14 protein-coding genes are annotated in these 18229 nt (G+C 72.8%); 5 read left to right on the forward strand and 9 right to left on the reverse strand.

All coding sequences use genetic code 11. The annotated features are described in order from the left end of the window. Positions 1–10: 10 nt before the first annotated feature. Complete coding sequence (locus tag ACZ4UU_RS35190) at positions 11–1699, forward strand: DUF885 domain-containing protein (RefSeq protein WP_471907450.1); 1689 nt, start codon at positions 11–13, stop codon at positions 1697–1699. On the opposite strand, the gene ACZ4UU_RS35195 is transcribed toward ACZ4UU_RS35190, so the two are convergent. The 3 genes from ACZ4UU_RS35195 to ACZ4UU_RS35205 are packed head-to-tail and all read right to left on the reverse strand — an operon-like array spanning position 1700 to position 3662. After that, positions 1700–2533, reverse strand: coding sequence for an SDR family oxidoreductase (locus tag ACZ4UU_RS35195; protein ID WP_471907451.1), 834 nt, complete (start codon positions 2531–2533; stop codon positions 1700–1702). A 41-nt stretch (positions 2534–2574) separates the two neighbouring features. After that, positions 2575–3096 (reverse strand): immunity 21 family protein, encoded by a 522-nt coding sequence (locus tag ACZ4UU_RS35200; protein ID WP_471907452.1) that lies wholly within the window; start codon positions 3094–3096, stop codon positions 2575–2577. Between the two features lie 56 nt (positions 3097–3152). Further along, positions 3153–3662 (reverse strand): rhodanese-like domain-containing protein, encoded by a 510-nt coding sequence (locus tag ACZ4UU_RS35205; RefSeq protein WP_471907453.1) that lies wholly within the window; start codon positions 3660–3662, stop codon positions 3153–3155. Positions 3663–3757: 95 nt separating this feature from the next. Between ACZ4UU_RS35205 and ACZ4UU_RS35210 the strand changes: the two genes are divergently transcribed. Then, the gene (locus tag ACZ4UU_RS35210) at positions 3758–4204 is read left to right on the forward strand and encodes an Lrp/AsnC family transcriptional regulator (RefSeq protein ID WP_471907454.1); all 447 of its coding nucleotides are present in this window, start codon (positions 3758–3760) and stop codon (positions 4202–4204) included. Between the two features lie 10 nt (positions 4205–4214). Here ACZ4UU_RS35210 and ACZ4UU_RS35215 read toward each other — a convergent pair whose 3' ends face one another. Continuing rightward, on the reverse strand, positions 4215–6098 hold the full coding sequence (locus ACZ4UU_RS35215) for a hypothetical protein (RefSeq protein WP_471907455.1): 1884 nt from the start codon (positions 6096–6098) through the stop codon (positions 4215–4217). A gap of 94 nt (positions 6099–6192) precedes the next feature. Between ACZ4UU_RS35215 and ACZ4UU_RS35220 the strand changes: the two genes are divergently transcribed. Genes ACZ4UU_RS35220 through ACZ4UU_RS35230 form a run of 3 tightly spaced genes read left to right on the forward strand, consistent with a single transcriptional unit; the run spans position 6193 to position 11218 of the window. Beyond that, positions 6193–9687, forward strand: a complete 3495-nt coding sequence (locus ACZ4UU_RS35220) for a CHAT domain-containing protein (protein ID WP_471907456.1) — start codon at positions 6193–6195, stop codon at positions 9685–9687. Continuing rightward, positions 9684–10253 (forward strand): hypothetical protein, encoded by a 570-nt coding sequence (locus tag ACZ4UU_RS35225; protein WP_471907457.1) that lies wholly within the window; start codon positions 9684–9686, stop codon positions 10251–10253. The genes ACZ4UU_RS35220 and ACZ4UU_RS35225 overlap by 4 nt, the downstream gene beginning before the upstream one ends. 2 nt (positions 10254–10255) lie before the next feature. Continuing rightward, positions 10256–11218 carry a hypothetical protein gene (locus ACZ4UU_RS35230; protein WP_471907458.1) on the forward strand — a complete coding sequence of 321 codons (963 nt, stop codon included), beginning with the start codon at positions 10256–10258 and terminating at the stop codon, positions 11216–11218. A gap of 551 nt (positions 11219–11769) precedes the next feature. Here ACZ4UU_RS35230 and ACZ4UU_RS35235 read toward each other — a convergent pair. From ACZ4UU_RS35235 to ACZ4UU_RS35255, 5 genes are all read right to left on the reverse strand, one after another. Next, on the reverse strand, positions 11770–14760 hold the full coding sequence (locus tag ACZ4UU_RS35235) for an AAA family ATPase (RefSeq protein ID WP_471907459.1): 2991 nt from the start codon (positions 14758–14760) through the stop codon (positions 11770–11772). Further along, the gene (locus ACZ4UU_RS35240) at positions 14757–15920 is read right to left on the reverse strand and encodes an exonuclease SbcCD subunit D (protein ID WP_471907460.1); all 1164 of its coding nucleotides are present in this window, start codon (positions 15918–15920) and stop codon (positions 14757–14759) included. Before ACZ4UU_RS35240 ends, ACZ4UU_RS35235 begins: the two co-directional genes overlap by 4 nt. A gap of 196 nt (positions 15921–16116) precedes the next feature. After that, positions 16117–16743, reverse strand: coding sequence for a YigZ family protein (locus tag ACZ4UU_RS35245; protein ID WP_471907461.1), 627 nt, complete (start codon positions 16741–16743; stop codon positions 16117–16119). A 40-nt stretch (positions 16744–16783) separates the two neighbouring features. Continuing rightward, positions 16784–17326 carry a SixA phosphatase family protein gene (locus tag ACZ4UU_RS35250; RefSeq protein ID WP_471907462.1) on the reverse strand — a complete coding sequence of 181 codons (543 nt, stop codon included), beginning with the start codon at positions 17324–17326 and terminating at the stop codon, positions 16784–16786. Beyond that, positions 17323–18081 (reverse strand): hypothetical protein, encoded by a 759-nt coding sequence (locus ACZ4UU_RS35255; protein ID WP_471907463.1) that lies wholly within the window; start codon positions 18079–18081, stop codon positions 17323–17325. The genes ACZ4UU_RS35250 and ACZ4UU_RS35255 overlap by 4 nt, the downstream gene beginning before the upstream one ends. Between the last annotated feature and the right edge of the window lie 148 nt (positions 18082–18229).

The following is an 18229-nucleotide window of genomic DNA, read 5'->3' on the forward strand; positions in this document are numbered from 1 at the left end:
GATGGCCCGTATGTCTGATACCCACAGCCCGCTGCCCCGTGAGGTCGCCGACGCGTATGTCGACGAGCTCATCGCCCTCGATCCGATCACCGGTACGTATCTCGGTGTGAAGGAGAGTTCGAGCCGGCTCCCCGACCTCTCGCCCGCGGGCCAGGAGGCACTCGCGGAGCTTCAGCGGGCCACCCTCGCCCGTCTCGACGAGGCAGAGCGCGTGCCCGGCGCGGACAGTGACAGCGAGCGCCGGTGCGGGCGCCTGCTGCGCGAGCGGCTCACCGCGGAACTCGCCGTGCACGAGGCGAACGAGGGCCTGCGCTCGGTCGGCAACATGGCCACGCCCGCCCATTCGGTCCGTGAGGTCTTCACCGTCACGCCGAGCGGGACCGACGAGGACTGGGCGGCCATCGCCGAACGGCTGCGCGCGGTGCCGACCGCGTACGCGGGGTACCGCGAGTCCCTCGCACAGGGGCTGGAGCGCAAGCTGTACGCGGCTCCGCGGCCGACCGCCACGTTCGTCGAGCAGCTCACCGAGTGGTCCGACACGGGCGAGGGCCGCGGCTGGTTCGAGGACTTCGTGGCGGCCGGTCCCGAGGCGCTGCGCGCGGAGCTGGACGAGGCCGCCCGTGGTGCGACGGCCGCCGTGGTGGAGCTGCGGGACTGGATGCGCGACGTGTACGCGCCGGCGATCGAGGGCGCGCCGAACACGGTGGGCCGCGAGCGGTACGCCCGGTGGGCGCGCTACTTCAACGGCACGGACCTCGACCTGGACGAGGCGTACGCGTACGGCTGGACCGAGTACCACCGGCTGCTCGGCGAGATGAGGAAGGAGGCGGAGCGGATCCTTCCGGGCGCCGCGACGCCGTGGGTGGCGCTGGCGCACCTCGATGAGCACGGCAAGCACATCGAGGGCGTCGACGAGGTCCGTGACTGGCTTCAGGGCCTGATGGACGAGGCGATCGAGAAGCTGGACGGCACGCACTTCGAACTCGCCGAGCGGGTACGGAAGGTGGAGTCGTGCATCGCCCCGCCCGGCGGCGCGGCGGCCCCGTACTACACGCCGCCGACCGAGGACTTCTCGCGACCGGGCCGCACCTGGCTGCCGACGATGGGCCTGACCCGGTTCCCGGTCTACGACCTCGTCTCGACCTGGTACCACGAGGGCGTGCCGGGCCATCACCTCCAGCTCGCGCAGTGGACGCATATCGCCGGGAACCTCTCCCGCTACCAGGCCACGGTCGGCATGGTCAGCGCCAATGCCGAGGGCTGGGCGCTGTACGCGGAGCGGCTGATGGACGAGCTCGGCTTCCTCACGGATCCGGAGCACCGCCTCGGCTATCTCGACGCGCAGATGATGCGGGCGGCCCGCGTCATCGTCGACATCGGCATGCACCTGGAGCTGGAGATTCCGGCCGACTCGCCGTTCCACCCGGGTGAGCGCTGGACTCCGGAGCTGGCGCAGGAGTTCTTCGGCTCGCACAGCAGCCGTCCGGCGGACTTCGTGGAGAGCGAGCTGACCCGGTATCTGACGATCCCGGGCCAGGCCATCGGCTACAAGCTCGGCGAGCGGGCGTGGCTGCTGGGCCGCGAGCAGGCGCGCGAGCGGCACGGTGACGCCTTCGACCTCAAGGCGTGGCACATGGCTGCCCTTTCTCAGGGCTCGCTGGGCCTGGACGACCTGGTCGACGAGCTGTCCGCGCTCTGATCAGCGCCGGAAGCCGCCCTCGGAGTTGATGACCTCACCGGTGATCCAGCCCGCCTCGTCCGTCGCCAGCCAGGCGATGAGGCGGGCCGGGTCGTCCGGCATGCCCCACCGGCCGGCGGGGAAGGCGGCCGCGACGGCCTCGTACACCTCGCCGGTCAAGTAATCCGTGTCGACGGGGCCGGGGTTGACGGTGTTCACGGTGATCCCCTGTCCGGCGAGCGTGGTCGACAGGGAGCGGGTGATGGAGGCGAGGGCGCCCTTCTGAAGGGCGTAGGCGATCTCGCCCGGCATGCCGCCCGCGATGTCCTGCCCGGAGGTCATCATCACGACGCGTCCGCCGGGGCCGGCCGGCCTGAGCCGGGCGTGCGCCTGGACGAGGAGCAGTACGGCGCGCGTGTCGACCGTCCAGTGCGTGTCGAGCATCGTGGCGTCGATCTCGTCGAGGGTGCCGTCGGAGCCGCTGACGGCGTGGTTGGCGATCAGGATGTCGAGCCGTCCACCGAGCGCCTCGGCGGCGGCCGCGATCAGTTCGGCGGGCGCGGCCGGGTCGGAGAGGTCGCCCGGTCCCGAGAGGCCCCGGGCATCGGGGTCACCGAGCGCCTCACGGACGGAGGCGACGACCTCCTCGGGCCGGTCGGCTCCCCAGGGCATGGCGGCGTCGTGCGGCACATGGTGGTGCAGATAGACGCTCGCGCCGTACGCGGCGAGCCGCCGGGCCACGGCATGTCCGATGCCGGCGCGTCTGCTGGCCCCCGTGACCAGAGCGGTCCGGCCGCGCAGGGGCAGGGGGTCGCGGCGCAGGTCTTCTGGGGCGGGGTGGGGGAATCGGGGCATGACAGATCATCATGGGGAACGCCCGGGTCCGGCGCACCTGGTTATTCGGAGTGCGGCAGCCGCTCCAACTGGACCAGCCCCAGCCACGTCTCCGGTCCCGGCCGCACCTGCGCGGCGCGCACGGCGTACGCCCCCGGCTCCAGGGACACCCGCAGATGCCCGGTCCGTTCGGTCTCGGGTCCAGGCCAGGCGGAGTCGAAGAGGACCACCGCGCCCGGCACCTTCCAGCGCACCTCGTGTTCCCAGACGGCGGTGGCGAGGGCGGCCGGAACCCGGGCGAGCAGTTCCGCCTCCGAGTCGGCCGCACACCAGCGTACGAAGACGCCGTGGTCGGGCAGATAGGCGGTCGAGGCGGGCTCGTCGCCCAGCACCAGGGCCGCGCTGTCGCCCACGGGCAGCAGGCCGACGGACCCGTCGACCTCGCAGGCCCGGTCGTAGTCCGAGGCGGTCTCGTCGCCGTCGGCGCCCGCCCAGAACGGCAGCACCGTCTCCGGTATCGCTATCAGGGGGCCGCCGCCCGACTCCACCCACCGCACCGCGCCCGGTTCCGCGTATCGCACCATGGCAGCAGAACCTACACGCACAGCGCGCTCACCGGTCACCGTGCCCAACGCGCGGATCAGCAGCCGCAGTTCTCCGCGTCCACCGGAGCAGTCAGCGGGTCGGCGGCGCGCCGCTCACCGCCCTCCCAGGTCTCGTAGGCGAACCCCTCGCGCGCCCAGTACTCGAAGCCACCGAGCATCTCCTTGACCTGGTAGCCGAGTTCGGCGAGGGCGAGGGCGGCGCGGGTCGCGCCGTTGCAGCCGGGGCCCCAGCAGTACGTCACGACGGGCACCGACCTGTCGAGGAGTTGCTCGGCCTGCTCGGGGACCAGGGCGGTGGGGAGGTGGATCGCGCCCGGAATGTGGCCCTGGTCCCAGGACTCGGTGGAACGGGAGTCGAGCACGACGAAGCCGGGGTCGCCGTCGGCCACGAGCGCGGCGGCGACATCGGAGACGTCGGCGTGGAAGACGAGGCTCGCCCGGAAGTAGGCGGCGGCCTCGGCCGGGGCGGCGGGAGCCACGCGCAGGACGGGGTTGGCGGTGACCTTGGTGTGGGCGGTTTCGGAGGCTGTGGCGGCGTTCGTCATGCCCAGCAACCTATGGCCCGGTGATCCACTTCCAGAAGGCACAATCCCCGGCACCCCCCTTGATCCACCGGGGATTCTCCTGCTACTCCTCCCCCATGACCATGTTTTCCCCGGACGCCACCGACTGGCGCATCCTCGACGTCCTCCAACGGGAGGGCCGGGCCAGTTTCGCCGAGCTCGCCCGTGCCGTGTCCATGTCCGCGAGCGCGGTCACGGAACGGGTGCGCCGCCTGGAGGAGGCGGGCGTCATCCAGGGGTACGCCGCCGTGGTCGACCCCGAGCGGCTGGGGCTGCCGATCCTCGCCTTCGTACGCCTTCGCTATCCGAACGGCAACTACAAGCCCTTCCACGACCTGGTCGCCGCGACGCCCGAGATCCTGGAGGCCCACCACGTCACGGGCGACGACTGCTTCGTCATCAAGGTCGCGGCCCGCTCGATGCGGCATCTGGAGGAGGTCTCCGGGAAGATCGGCACGCTGGGCTCGGTGACGACCAGCGTGGTCTACTCGTCACCCTTGCCGAGGCGCCCGCTCGGTCAGTGACCCCGGGGGCTCACCGAGCGCTTGGGCGAGTGCCGCCGAGTTCACGATCGAGACGAAGTTCAGCCATGACCATGCCGCTTCGAGCACCTTCGGCGAACGACGGGAAGTCGATCCCCTCGGGGGCGAAGGCCCTGCGGAAGTCGGGAGTGGTGCGGTCGGGAATGGCCCGTGCGGCCGTCAGCAGAGCTCGGGCGGCGGCGGTGCGATGGGCTTCGTGAGCCGAGGCTGCCCGGGTGACGAGAAGGAGTCGGCGGATGACCGGTGGCAGGTCTTCCGGGATTTCCGCGAGCAGGGCGGCGGCGGTTTCGTGTTGTCCGCGGCCGGACAGCCGGTCGGCGGCGAAGATACGCAAGACGGCGGCGTGGGACTGCGCGTCTATCGCCCCATAGTGATCGGCGGCCTGGTTCGCCGCGGCGACGGTCCCTTCGAAGTCGTCCAGGTACTGAGCCACGTTGCTGCGGTGGGAGGCGACGTCGGCACGAGCGACCTGCTGCGCTCGGTACAGCCTGGTCCCCCGCCCGTACTGTGCGGGTGGGAAGGCGACGTCGACGTGGTCCAGGATTTCTTCCGCCAGGTCCAGCAGTTCGGCAACGGCTTCGTGGTCGAGTCTCACCCGGCCGCCCCAGGGCAGGTACACGTACACGCCCGCGGTGGCGACCGACGACTGTGCGCTGAGTTCGGCCAGTGTCGCTGCCATCCGCGGTAACGAGTAGTCCCAGGGGCGCCCCGCCAGCCATCGCCTGCGTCGGTAGAAGGTGTCCGACACCCATCCGTTGAGCAGTCGTTCCCGATGCGTGGTGCTCGCCTCGAGCAGGATGAGCACGTCCGCGACATGCCGTGTGCTGTAGGCCGCGTACAGGGCGGAGTTCGCGCCGTAGGCGAACCCGGCGACCAGAGCCAGGGCCGATGCCCGCGTCAGCTCCTGCGTCGGGTGGAACACGCCCCCGACAAGGAACGGAAAGGTCGCGGAGACCAGAATGATCTGGGGGATGCCGAAGAAGAACCGCAGCGAGCGGTTGAGCAGCCAGGCGAGCCGCCGCCCGTCGAAGCGCGGAGTGACCAGCGGCGCGATGACCGTTGCGAGGATGGCGGGCAGTGCCACACGCCACTCGTCGACCGCCGGGTGGGCGGCCCACCACCGTGCCAACAACTCGCCCAGCGGCCCGTACGCCACGACCAGAAGAACCAGGAGCACACCGAGGTCCGTCATGCGGGCGAGTCGGCGATGCGGCATCAGCAGCGGCCGTCGGGCCCGGTCATAGGCGAGCAGCATTCCCCCCATGAGCAGCGCACAGACGACTCGTGCCCTCAGGTCTGCGTTTTCCGGGGCCGGAGTCAGGAGCACAAGGAGGAGAGGGATGACGCACGTCAGCCTGGCCACCACCCCCCAGAGGACGTCGGAGGGACCCGGGAACGTGGGATACATCCCCCCGGGCAGCTTCTGGACGCGCCCGCGCACCGCTCGCAGTTCAGCCCGCCACACCGCGTCCGGCGAATCCGGTGTCTCCGGGTCGGGGCGAATCCCGCGCAGGGCGGCACCGATCAGCAGGGGTGAGACGAACCACGCGAGCACGCTCGTCCCGCCGCTGCCCAGGGCGAACGACGCGGCGGCCGCCAGGCCGGTGGTGGCCAGGCCCGCCAGTCCCGCGACCAGGCCGATCGCGAGCGGGATCAGCGCCGACTGACGCGCCAGTTCGGTCACCAGATCGCCGAAGGGTCCGGAGACCGGCAGCAGGGCGAGCGCCAGCACCAGGTCGACGGCATAGCGGCGCGGCCCTCGGCGCACGGGCGCGCGTGCCTCCCGAAGACGCAGCAAGGCGTACACGACGCAGGTGCCCACCAACAACGCCCGTACGAGCTCGGACGGTTCCGAGCCGGTCGTTTCGACGGTCACGCACGCCTCCCCCGCGGGACTCTCACGCATCCGATCGTCAGCAACGTACTGGTCTTGTTGTGGACCCGACAGTGGGTCGGGGATGATGAGCCCCGTGGGACGCGGCGTGCGACACCTCCTGACCCTGTCGGCAGGCGTGCTGCTCGGCTTCACCGGGATGGCCGAGGACCTCGACGGCAACGCGCTGGGACTCGTCCTGCTCGTCAACTTCGCGGTGGTGACGGGGTTCGGGGCGCCTGAGCTGGCTCTGGGGTACGCCGTGACCGCCGCGATCCGGCACCCGGACCCGGGGTTGCTCGAGTGGTGGGTGCTCCCGGCTGCCGGTGGGTTCGCCGTGCGGCTGCTGGCGACCAGCGACACCGGCCGGAGGATGCGGCTCCGCTTCAGGTACAGCGGTCGTCTCAAGGGCGAGCTGTCCGGCGTGACCGGCCGGCCGGTGGAACCAGTGGGCCGACTGGTCTCGGCGGTGTCGTGGCTGCTGGTGTGGCTGCCGCTGTCGACGGCCGTGACCGTGGTCGTCCTCGGCAGTCCGCTTCCACCGGTCCTCGTCCTGGCCGCGGGTGTGCTGGCGACAGCGGTGTGCTGGGCCGGTCGGGCCGGTACGCGCGCGATGAGCCGGTATGACCGGCGGTGGTACCTGTCGCTGGACGTCGTGACCCACCTGGGCATGCTGCTCGTGGTGACAGGTGATCCCGACGCGCTGCCCGGCGACGCGTCCGACTTCGGTGTCACCACCCTTGCCATGGTGGTGATGCAGGTGCTGGTCACCACGGTGCTGAGCTGGCCGGTCCGGTGGGCCTGGCCGGTGGCCCGCGGCGTCGGCAGCCTCGTCGGGGGGACCTGGCTGGCCTATGCCTGCGTGGTCCAGCCCTCGACACCGGCGGCATGGGCGTCCATTCTGACCTCGCTGGGGGCACTGGGTGAACTGACGCTACGTCAAATACCGGCGGACTCCTCACCACTGTGGTGGACCAGGGTGCTGTCCGCCCAGAACTTCCGGCGGGACAACACGTCCTACGACGCCCATGTCGCGCAAGCCTGGCTGAACGACGAGAAGCGCCGTCCGACCGGTCTCGCCCTGCCCCACACCATGGCCGCACTGGCCGTGGTCTGCCTGACCGGCCAGTACGGCAAGTACCGATGGCCGGAATACACGCAGCGCCGCTGGCCGCCCACGGACGCGGCGATCATCGAGGGGAAGGCCTGGCTGGAGGCGGCGGAGGACCTGATCGACGCCTCCGAGCCGCATGCGGCGGCGGACGCGGTCGCCCGGGCACGGGCCGACTGTGCGCTCAGCAGGGGCCAGGTGCTGGAGGCGGAGGCGAACTGGACGGGTGCCGAGGCCGCCTATCGCACGGCCGCGGCCGGATTCACCGAGTCGGGACTGCCCGACTTCGCCGCCCTTGCCAGGCTGTTCCGCGCCCGCGTCCTGGCCGAGCGGCTGGACCGGGCCGCCGAGGCGGATACCGAACGCAGGACCATTGCCGCCGACCCCGCGCTACTCGCGCCGACGCGCCGGTGGGCGGGCGCCGAACTGCCCGAGTTCGATGACTACCGGGCGTACCGGAAGCTGGAACGGGCCGCTGACCGGCCCCCGATCATCGACCTCGGTCGGCACAACCCTCCCTGGCCACCGCTGGTGTCCGCCGCGCCGCCGGTCTCCGCACCAGGCGGGGGCAGCGGCATCACCCCCTCCCGCATGCCTGGCGACGGCCCGGCCCGGCGGCTGGTCGACCGGGGCCGGGAACGTTGGCGCCGGGGGCGTCACGCCGAGGCCACCGACGACCTGCGCGAAGCCGCTGATCTGCTGGAACGCAACTCACAGCAGTTGATCGCCATGGACGTCCTGATGGAGCTGGCCAGGGTGCAGACGGACATCGACCCGTTGGCCGCCTTCGACACACTGGAGGCCGCGCTGCGGTTGCAGGAACGCTTCCGCGACGAGGTCGTGGACGAGCGTCTGCGGTTACGGATCAACGGTTGGTTCGAAGTGCTGCACACCCGGCAGATCACCCTGCTGTCCACCGCGTCCGGGCCGGGGTGGCCCGAGCGGCCCGCGGTGGCCGCGTTCGACCTGGCCGAACGGGCCCGGTCCCGCTTGCTCCTGGAGCAGCTCGGGGACACCGCGGACCTGCGTGCGGACGCCGTCCCGGCGGCGTTGGTCCGCCGAGAACGCGATCAGCTGGCCGAGGTTCGTCGGCGACGCGCGGCCATGGGCGCACCGGGCGAGCGGGTCCGGGCGCTGGCCGCGGTACGCGCCGCCCGCAGCCGACTGGCCGAAACCTGGCAGGAGGTGGCCACCACCGGCGCTCCCGGCGCGGAGTACGCCCAGATGCGGCGAGGCGACCCGTTGAGGTTCGCGGAGGTCGAGCCGCTGCTCGGGCAGGCGCTGCTGGCCGAGTATCACGTGGCGGAGGACGCGGTCGTCCTTCTGCTGGCCCGGGCGGGCGCGGTTCAGCCGACGATGGTGCGGGTGCCACTGGGCCGCGCCGAGCTGACCCGCGTCGTGGGTGACTCGTTCAGCGCGGTCCACTCCGCCCAGCCCTCCGACTGGCAGGTGCTGAGCCCGCTGGTCGAGCCGCTGGTGCGACACAGCTCACCGGGGCAGGTCGTCTGGATCGTGCCGCACGACGTACTGCACGGTGTGCCGTTGCACGCCTTCGAGGTCGACGGCACACCGCTCGTCGAGCGCAACCCCGTCTGCTACACCTCCGCCGCGGCGGTGATGCGCTACTGCCAGGCGAAACGGCGGACCGCGGCGCGCAGGTCGGTCGTGCTGGCCGATTCACGTGCCGAGCGGCCGTTGTCACACTCGCGCGCCCAGAGCAACCTCGTGTGCTCCCTGCTGGACCGCCCCACACGGCTCGTGGGCCCGGACGCGACCGTCGCCGGGATGAGCGCGGCAGCGCGCGGCGGCGTGTCGGTGCTCCACATAGCCTGCCACGGCGAGTTCGACGTCGAGCAGCCCGCAAGATCCCGTGTGCTGCTCGCCGCGGACGGTGGCGACGACGGGCTGCTGACCGCCGAACGCATCCTGGGCATGGAGCTGCCGGCGGACCTGGTCACTCTGAGCGCCTGCCAGAGCGGGGTCGCACATCGCAGGCAGGGCGACGAACTGTTCGGCCTGACAAGGGCCTTGATCTATGCGGGCGCCTCAGCGGTGATGGTCAGCCTGTGGGCGGTGGACGAGGTGGCCACCGGACTGCTGATGTACTCGTTCTATCGGGCCAGACGGGCCGGCGAGGGCAAGGCCGCGGCGCTGCGCACGGCCCAGCTCGCCGTCCGGGAGGCCACCCTCGATGACGTCGTCGGCTACTGCACCCGCGTCGGGGGCGAACACCGGGTGCTCGCACGGGAGTTGGCGGACGCCCGGTTCCGCGCGAGGGACTTCGCCGCCGCGGCGGACGCCTACGAGAAGTTGCTGGACACGTCCGACGGCGACAGTGCGGACGATCAGATGCTACGGGCGGCACTCGCCAGGGCGACGCTCGCGCGACAAGGGCATACCGAAGGCCCCGACCACACCAGGAGGATCTATGCCCACCCCTATCACTGGGCCGGATTCGTGCTGATCGGAGACTGGCATTGAGACCCGCGGATCCGGTCGCCAAGTACGCCGACCACGACATCGCCGTCCTGCCCGCCGAACTGACCCCGGCCGAGGCGAGGGCACTCCTGACGGGCGTCGGAGTGGTCGTCGCCGACGGCGGCGGCGTGCTGGGCACCGTGACGGCCGCGGAGCTGCTCGGCGCCGTCGCGGACACCCTGGCCGACTGGTGCGAGTTGCCCCCGGCGATCGAAGTGGACGCCGACCTCGCTCTCGTGGAACTCGCCAACTCGCCTGCGATCACCCTGCTGTTGCTGGACATCCCGCGTCTGGTGCTCATGCGCGACGGCAAGCCGGTCGCCGTACTCGCGGTGTCGCTCATGGCGAACTACCTCGCCTCGGGCGAGCACCTGCTGCCCGGCAACGAGATGGGCCCGATGGGCGCCTCCGCCGACGGCACGCTGCCCGGCCGGGTCCGGCTCGCCTCGGCCCACGTGGCCTGCGCGGAATGCGGACACCGCAACGCGCTCGAGTACTGGAACCCGCGCAGACCGCCGCGATGCGCGAATCCCGATCGTCCTCCGCACGACCTCACGCTGGGGAGCTGATCGTGCTCGGAACCGTCGTGGGTGAGACCAGTGCCCTGTTCGACCGGCGCTTCCTGCTCAATGCCCTTCTGCCGGTCCTCATCACTCTGAGCCTCCTCGCCACGGTGATCATCGGCACGCTCACCGATCCGGGCCGGATGCTGCGCGAGTGGAACGGCCTCGACGCCACCGTTCGGGTACTGGCGGGCACCGGCATGGTGATCGTCGCCGTCGTGATCGCGGCCGTCGTCTCCGGACGCTCGCAGTCGCTCATCCGCTGTTACGAGGGTCTGTGGCCGGGGCGGCTCGGCCGGGCCCTGATGCTGCCCGGCCGCCGCTGGCACCGGCGGCGCGCCCGGCGTCTGGGCTTCGACCGAGCCGCCGCCGACTATCCGCCCGACGCGCGGGACATCATGCCCACCCGTCTGGGCAACGTCCTGCGCGCCTGCGAGAGCTACCCACACGAACGCTATGGCCTGGACACCGTGCTCACCTGGCCCCGGTTGTTCCCGCTGCTCCCGGACGCCCTCACCGCGGCGCTCTCGGCGGCCCGCGCGGAGATCGAGTTCCATCTGACCATCTCTGCCCTGGCGGCGTTCTTCGCGGTCGGCGCGGGCGGGTGGCTGGCCGCGGTCCAAGCTCCGACATGGCTGTTCCTCACCTGCTACTGGGCCGGCGCCGCCACCGCCTGGCTCACCTATCGCGGCGCGCTGGCACCCGCCCGCCTGTACGGAGAACAGGTGCGGGTCGCCTTCGACCTGTATCGGCAGGAACTGCTGACCCACTTGGGCGCCGAGGGCGCCGAACGCGAGCAGTGGACGCGACTGAACCAGTTCTGGTACCGCAACATCCCGATGGACACGCCGCTCCTGCCGGAACCCGAGGACGAAGTGCCGGCGGAACCGTCGGGGCCGGCCGTTCCGCTGCAGCTGCTCGCCTGGATGTTGATCATCTTGAGCGGGCTCATGGTGGTGTGGCTGCGATGAGCCGCCTGCTCGGGAGACCGAGGACCGGGCCGCACATCACCCGGCAGGTTCGATACGCAGGACAGCGGCGGTGGCGCGGACATCTACGACCTCCAGACTCATGGCGTCGTTGACGGTCGCGGCTGTCCCCTCGTCGCACCTCAGCCCGACCCCGTCAGCGGCGCGGCCATCTCGACCGCGCGGACGGTGATCGCCGTCACCTCGATCGGCCCGAGGCCGTACGTCTCCGGCACGGTCACGACATCCCCCACCGCGACCTCGACCTCGCACGTCCCGTCGGCGCACGGCCCTGTCGCGGAGGGCGACGGCGTGGGGCCTGGCGCCGGTGCCCCGGAGCGGGACACCGGGACGGCTCTGGGCGGGAGAACCGTTCGAGGAATCCGGGGAATCCGAGGAGTCCGGGGAACACCCGGGAGCGCGGCGACCGCGACAACGGCGACGGCGGCGGCGACGGGTGACGGTCTGCGCATCATGGCCGCCATGGACCGGCCCCGCCCGGGCCCCGTCCCGGCGGGCCTTGCGCCCGACGTTCGCGAAGCGGCCGGGGAGCCTCACGCGCCCCGCTGCCGCAGCACCGACCCCGACCTCCCCTTCACGACCTCCAGCTGTGCGTGGATCCGCCGCCGCAGATCGGCGACATGGCTGACGATGCCGACACTGCGGTCGCGCTCGCGCAGGGAGTCGAGGACGTCGAGGACCTCGTCGAGGGTCTGGTCGTCGAGGCTGCCGAAGCCCTCGTCGATGAAGAGGGTGTCCAGGCGGACCCCGCCGGCCTCGTCGGTGACGACGTCGGCCAGGCCGAGAGCGAGGGCGAGGGAGGCGAAGAAGGTCTCGCCTCCGGAGAGGGTCGCCGTGTCGCGCTCGCGGCCGGTCCAGGCGTCGACGACGTGCAGTCCGAGGCCACTGCGGCCCCGGCCGGCCCGGTCGTCGGAGTGCACGAGGGTGTAGCGGCCGGACGACATGCGCTGCAGACGTGCGGTCGCGGCGGCGGCGACCTGTTCGAGGCGCGCCGCCAGCACATACGACTCCAGTCGCATCTTGCGTTCGTTGTCCGCCGAGGTGCCCGCCGTGAGGGCGGCCAGGCGGGCGACACGGTCGTACTCCTCACGCAGCGGGGCGAGTTGGCGAACGGCGGCGGCCGCACGGGCGGACAGCCGGTCGAGTTCGGTGCAGCGCCGGGCGGCGGCGTCGCGCGCGGAGGCGGCGTCGCGGGCTCGCTGGGCCGCCGCGGAAGCGGCCCGCTCGGCGGTCAGGACGTCGGCGGGCGCCTGCTGGGCGGCGGCCGCGGTGTCGGTCTCGGCGAGGACGGCTCGTACGGCGGCCTCCTCCGACTGCCAGGCATCCAACCGCCGTTGGAGTTCGCGGTGCGCGGCGTCGTCGAGAAGTGCGGCGGCCGCCGCCTGCGGGGTGTCGAACCCGGCACGGAAGGCGGCGTCCGCGAGGCGGGCGTCGGCGTCCTTGAGCCGCTGGGCGGCGTCCTCCGCGGCGCGCGCGGTGTCGGCGGCGTCGGTGAGCAGCTGGGCCTGCCGCTCCAGTTGGGCGGCTCGCGCGGCCACGCTGTCGGCGGCGCCCCGGACCTGGATCAACTCCGCCTCCAGAGCGGCCCTCTCCCGGTCCAGCCGTTCGCGGTGCCCCACCCGGGAGGCCACCCTGACCGCCGCCTGCTGCCGGTCGGCGGTCCGCCGCTCGTACTCCGCCTCGGCCCGGCGCAGCTCCTCGTGAGCCGGGTGCAGAGCGGACGCGTCCCGGCGGGCCTGCGCAAAGAGGCGCTCCAACTCCTCGCAGTGGGCGGCGAGTTGCTCGGTCGGCGCGTCTTTGGCCTCTGCGGTGGCGGCGGCGAGCGCCTCGCGTACGACGCCCAGCTGCCGTTCCTTCGCGGTGTGCCGCTCCTGCGCCTGCTGGTAGGCGGTCAACGCGCGCTCCTCCGCCTCCCGGTCCACGTGTCCGGCGTCCTTGCGGGCAGGGGCGGGGTGGTCGACGGCGCCGCAGACCGCGCACGGTACGCCGTCCTGCAGCTGGGCGGCCAGTTCGGCGGCGATGCCGTTCAGCCGCCGCTCCTTGACGTCGAGCCAGTGCGCCTTGGCCTCAAGGACCCGCTCCCGGGCGAGGCGGGCCAGGTCGGCAGCCGTGTCCGTGTCTCCGGCCAGCTGGTCGCGCAGCCGTGCGGCGCCGAGCCGCTGCTGGGCGGGGTCGCGCTGTACCGCGAGCTGCTCGGCGCGGGTCGCGGCCTGCTGGGCGGTGTCGATACGGGTCTGGAGGGCGGCGCGGCTCTCCTCCCACCCGGCGAGCCAGTCCTCGGCGTCCTGCAGCAGGCCCTCGTCGGCCCGTTCCTGTCGGTCCAGTTCGTCGCGCTCGCCGACGAGGTCGGCCAGCCGCTGCTCGGCGCGACGGGCGGATTCCAGTCCGCCCACTTCTTCGGCGGCCCGGCGCGCGGCGGCGGCGAGTCCGGCGGCGCCGGCTGCGGCGAAGGTCTCCGGCAGCAGTACACGCGCGCGTGCCTCGGCGCCGGCCGCACGCCGGTGCTCCGCCTCGGCTGCCTCGCGCAGCTCCAGCGCGGGTGCCACGGCCTCCGCCTTGCGGGCCCGCTCCATCCTGACCTGTGCCTGCCGATAGCCGTCGGCCCGCTCCGCGAGCACCCGGGCCCGTTCCTTCGCGTCGGCGAACCGCCGCTGGAGCCGGGCCACTTCCCGTAGGTCGCCGAGGTCGCGGTCAGCGGCGACCTGGGCGGCTTCAGCGGTGAGGAGGCGGCAGTCGGCGACGGTGAGCTGCTCGCGGGCGGTGCTGCGGGCGACCGCTGCGGCAGCGAGGACCGCGTCCGCCAGGCCCGGCTCGCCCGGTGCGAGGTCCGGCAGCGTCATGGCGTCGCCCGCCGCCTGCTGCATCCGGTGCGCGTCGGCGAGCAGCGCGGCGTCGCCGTCCCGTACCTGGGCCTCTGCGGCGCGCCGGCGTTCGGCGAGGCGTTTTTCGACCTCGGCGAAGCGGTGGGTGTCGAAGAGGCGGCCCAGCAGCCGGCCACGGGCCTCCGCGTCGGCGCGCAGAAAGCGGGCGAAGTCGCCCTGGGGCAGCAGCACGACCTGGCAGAACTGCTCGCGGCTCATGCCGAGGAGCTGGGTGATCTCCTCGCCGATCTCCTGGTGCGAGCGGCTGAGGTCCTTCCACGCTCCGGCCCGCGGGTCGTACTCACGCAGTCGGCTCTGGGCCTTGTCGAGCGTCGTGCCGGTGCCACGCTTCTTCGGGCGTTCCCAGGGCGGCTGCCGGGTGACCTCCAACCGGCGTCCGGCGACGGTGAGTTCGAGGCGGACCTCGGTGCGGGTGCCGGCCGCGGCGTGGTCGCTGCGCAAGGTCATCCCCTGGCCGCTCTGGCGGGCGCCGGGCACCGAGCCGTAGAGCGCGTAGCAGACGGCGTCCAGGATCGAGGTCTTGCCGGCGCCGGTCGGTCCGTGCAGCAGGAACAGACCGGCCATGGACAGCGCGTCGAAGTCGACGCGCTGAGAGCCGCCGAAGGGCCCGAAGGCCGTCACGTCGAGACAGTGCAGCCTCACCGCGCCACCTCCCGAACGGCGTCGTCGGCCCGCGCCGCGTCGAACGCGTCCCGCAGGACGCCCTGTTCGTCCTCGTCGGGCCCGGCGCCGCGCACATGCGCCACGAAGTCCTCCGCGATCTCCTGGTCGTTTCGGCCGGCGAGCCGCCGCGCATAGGAGACGTCGGGGTCGTCGGGCGCGCGCTCGGGGTCGAAGACGAGGCTCAGCGTGTGCGGGAACCGCTCGGCGAGACGGGCCATCGGGTCGGCCGGGCGCACCGGGTCCGTGAGCGTGGCCTCGACCCACGCCTCCTCGTGGCGGGCGAGCCCCGGGTCGGCGAGCAGTTCCTCCAGCGTCCCCCGGATCCGGGCGAGCGCGCGCGGCACCGGGCAGTCGACGCGCTCGGCGGTGACCGCGCCGTCGGCGTCCAGGTCGACGAGCCACATGGTCTTGCGGTGGTCGGCCTCCGAGAAGGAGTACGGCAGGGGCGAGCCCGAGTAGCGGACACGCTCGGTGATGGTCTGGCAGCCGTGCAGATGGCCCAGCGCCACGTAGTCGACGCCGTCGAAGACCCCGGAGGGCACCGCGGCCACCCCGCCGACGGTGATGTCCCGCTCGCTGTCGCTGGCCTCGCCTCCGGTGACGAAGGCGTGCGCGAGAACGACCGACCGCGTGCCACGCGCGCGTGCGGCGAGGTCGGCGCGTACCCGCTCCATGGCCGCGGCGAGCACGGCCTCGTGCCCGGCCTTCTCGACCCCGAACTCGTCCTTCACCAGGGCGGGTTCCAGATAGGGCAGCCCGTAGAAGGCCACGTCACCGAAGTCGTCCCGCAGCACGACCGGGGTACCGCACGCCGCGGCCTCGGTCCGCAGATGGATGCCCGCACGGCCGATCAGCCCGGCTCCGACGCCGAGTCGGCGCGCCGAGTCGTGGTTCCCGGAGATCATCACCGTGGGCACACCGACGTCGGCGAGCCGGTGCAGGGCGTCGTCGAACAGCTCGACCGCGGCGAGCGGCGGCACCGCCCGGTCGTACACGTCCCCCGACACGACGACGGCGTCCACGCCGCGCTCCCGCACGGTCGTGACCAGGTGGCCGATGAACCCGGTCTGGGCGCCGAGCATGTTCACCCGGTGGAACGCCCGGCCCAGATGCCAGTCGGAGGTGTGCAGAATTCTCAAGACGCCGCTCCGACCCGCACGCTTCCCCCTACTTCACCCCTGGACCCGGTACCGAACCGGTACCGAACCGCCACGGTCCTCGCTTTCGCACCGACCACGCTAGCGCCTGCCGGCACCTGGACCATCACGGGCTTCGGTCCACCATCGTTTTCCCGGCTTCCCTTCGCCCGCGTGCGGGCCGACCGGACCGCCTCAGTCACGCGTCCCCGTACGCCTCTCCCCCGAGCTCGAACCCCGCCGACCCCGCCGTCGCGTCCGCGAGCCAGGCCCGGAACGCCTCCACCTCGGCGTCCGGCAGGCCGATCTCGATGGTGACCGCCTCGCCGTACCGCACGTCGCGCACCTCGCGCCCGGTCGACCGCAGGTCGTTCTCCACCTTGCCGGCGCGCTGGTGGTCGACGGTCACCGTGGCCAGTCGGAAGCGTCGGCGGGTGAGGGTGCCGAGGGCGTCCAGTGCCTCGCCGACCGCCCCGCCGTAGGCCCGGATGAGCCCGCCCGCGCCCAGCTTGACGCCGCCGTAATAGCGGGTGACGACGGCGACGACGTAGCGCATGTCGCGGCGCAGCAGCATCTGGAGCATGGGGACGCCTGCCGTGCCGCCCGGTTCGCCGTCGTCGCTGGCCTTCTGGATCGCCGCGTCGGCGCCGATGACGTAGGCCCAGCAGTTGTGGGTGGCGTCCGCGTGCTCCTTGCGGATGGCCGCGACGAAGTCCTGGGCCTCCTGTTCGCCGGCCGCCGGGGCGAGCGCACAGATGAAGCGTGAGCGGTTGACCTCGGTCTCGTGCACGCCCGCGTGGGCGACTGTGCGGTACTCGTACTGCATCGGGCCAGCCTATGCCGAGGTGCCGGGGACGCCGGTCCGCTCACTTCTTCCGGCCCCGCGCCACCATCACGCCCGTCAGCAGCGCCGTGCCGGGTGCGAGGTCCCGCCAGGACGTGCCGTGCCAGGCCAGTACGGCGATCGCCGAGGTCGGGAACTTGGTGCGGACCTCGTCCAGCGCGTCGTCGAGGCTGTCCCCGGCGAGTTCGAGCACGAGTTCCTCCAGGCCGGGGTTGTGCCCGACGAGGAGCAGCGTCCGGACGGCGGCGGGCACCTCGTGCACGACCGCCAGCAGCTCGGACACGTCGGCCGCGTAGAGCCGGGGCTCATGACGCACGGGCGGCGGGGTGCCCCACTGGGCGGCGGCCAGTTCCCAGGTCTCACGCGCGCGTACGGCCGTCGAGCACAGGGCGAGATCCGGCAGGCAGTCGTTCTCGGCGAGCATCCGGCCCACGACCGGGGCGTCCCGGTGGCCGCGCGAGGCGAGCGGACGTCGGTGGTCGGCGACGCCGTCCGGCCAGGCGGACTTGGCGTGCCGCAGGACGACGAGGCGGCGCAGCGGGCCCGCACTCGCGCGCGCGTTCACGCCGGGGTTCCCAGGTCGCGGGCGAGGTCGAGGCCGAGCAGCCGGTCGGCGTAGGCGTACGTCTCGAAACGGGCGCCGTCCGGCAGGTCCGGCGCGCTCTCCACCCAGCGCAGGACGCCGAGGACCCCGGGTACGTCGAGGTCGTCCTCCCAGGCGGTGCGGAGTTCCGCCCGCACCTCGTCGGGGATGGGCCGTGACGGCCGCTGCGCCCAGCCGGCGACGGCACGACGCCAGCGGACGAGGGTGTCGTGGGCCTCGGCGAGCGCGGCCCCGTCGAGCCGTACGGGCACGCTTCTGCGCCCGGAGAGCAGCGCGAGGCGCAGGGCGGCGGGGTCGGCCTCCTGCGGCGGCGCCTGCGAGTGCACGGGCGCGACGGCGACCCGTACCCCGTCGGGTTCGGCGCCGCCCTCGCGCACGACGTGGAGGACCTGTGCCTCGCCCAGCCCCGACGCGGCGTCCCGGCCCTCCTCGAAGGGCCGGATGCCCAGCGCCGCGGCGCCGGCCCGGAGCTCCGCCTGCTGCCGCTGCTCGTTCAGGAGCGCCCAGACCGGCGTACCGCCGAGCTCCAGCGCGCGGACCAGGAGATCGGCGACGAGCAGCACCCTCAGGGCGGTGACGTCGAAGCCTTCGGGATGCGCCTCGATGCGGGTCAGGCCCCGGCGGGCGGGCGCGGCGTCGACGGGGTCGCCGGTTCGGGCGTCGATGATGCGCAGCACGGAGCGAGCGTAGGCGTACGCGCGGCCTTCCGCAGCCATCCGGCCCGCATTCCGGTCAGCGTGGCGGGTGCCGGGGCTGCCGCCGAGGGTCCGCCGATCGTCCATGCCCGCGCCGGAACCCGTGCGGGAATCCTCGGAGGTCGTCGGCCGTTGTGGGTCATGGGGGCGGCTGGACGGCAGCTGCCCG

The sequence above is a fragment of the Streptomyces sp. NPDC028907 genome, from assembly GCF_055564995.1.

Bases quoted from the DNA above. Each gene is read 5' to 3' on its own strand.
- ACZ4UU_RS35255 (WP_471907463.1), bottom strand. From the start codon at position 18,081: ATGGCTGCGGAAGGCCGCGCGTACGCCTACGCTCGCTCCGTGCTGCGC.
- ACZ4UU_RS35245 (WP_471907461.1), bottom strand. From the start codon at position 16,743: ATGCAGTACGAGTACCGCACAGTCGCCCACGCGGGCGTGCACGAGACC.
- ACZ4UU_RS35210 (WP_471907454.1), top strand. From the start codon at position 3,758: ATGACCATGTTTTCCCCGGACGCCACCGACTGGCGCATCCTCGACGTC.
- ACZ4UU_RS35200 (WP_471907452.1), bottom strand. From the start codon at position 3,096: ATGGTGCGATACGCGGAACCGGGCGCGGTGCGGTGGGTGGAGTCGGGC.
- ACZ4UU_RS35195 (WP_471907451.1), bottom strand. From the start codon at position 2,533: ATGCCCCGATTCCCCCACCCCGCCCCAGAAGACCTGCGCCGCGACCCC.
- ACZ4UU_RS35190 (WP_471907450.1), top strand. From the start codon at position 11: ATGTCTGATACCCACAGCCCGCTGCCCCGTGAGGTCGCCGACGCGTAT.
- ACZ4UU_RS35205 (WP_471907453.1), bottom strand. From the start codon at position 3,662: ATGACGAACGCCGCCACAGCCTCCGAAACCGCCCACACCAAGGTCACC.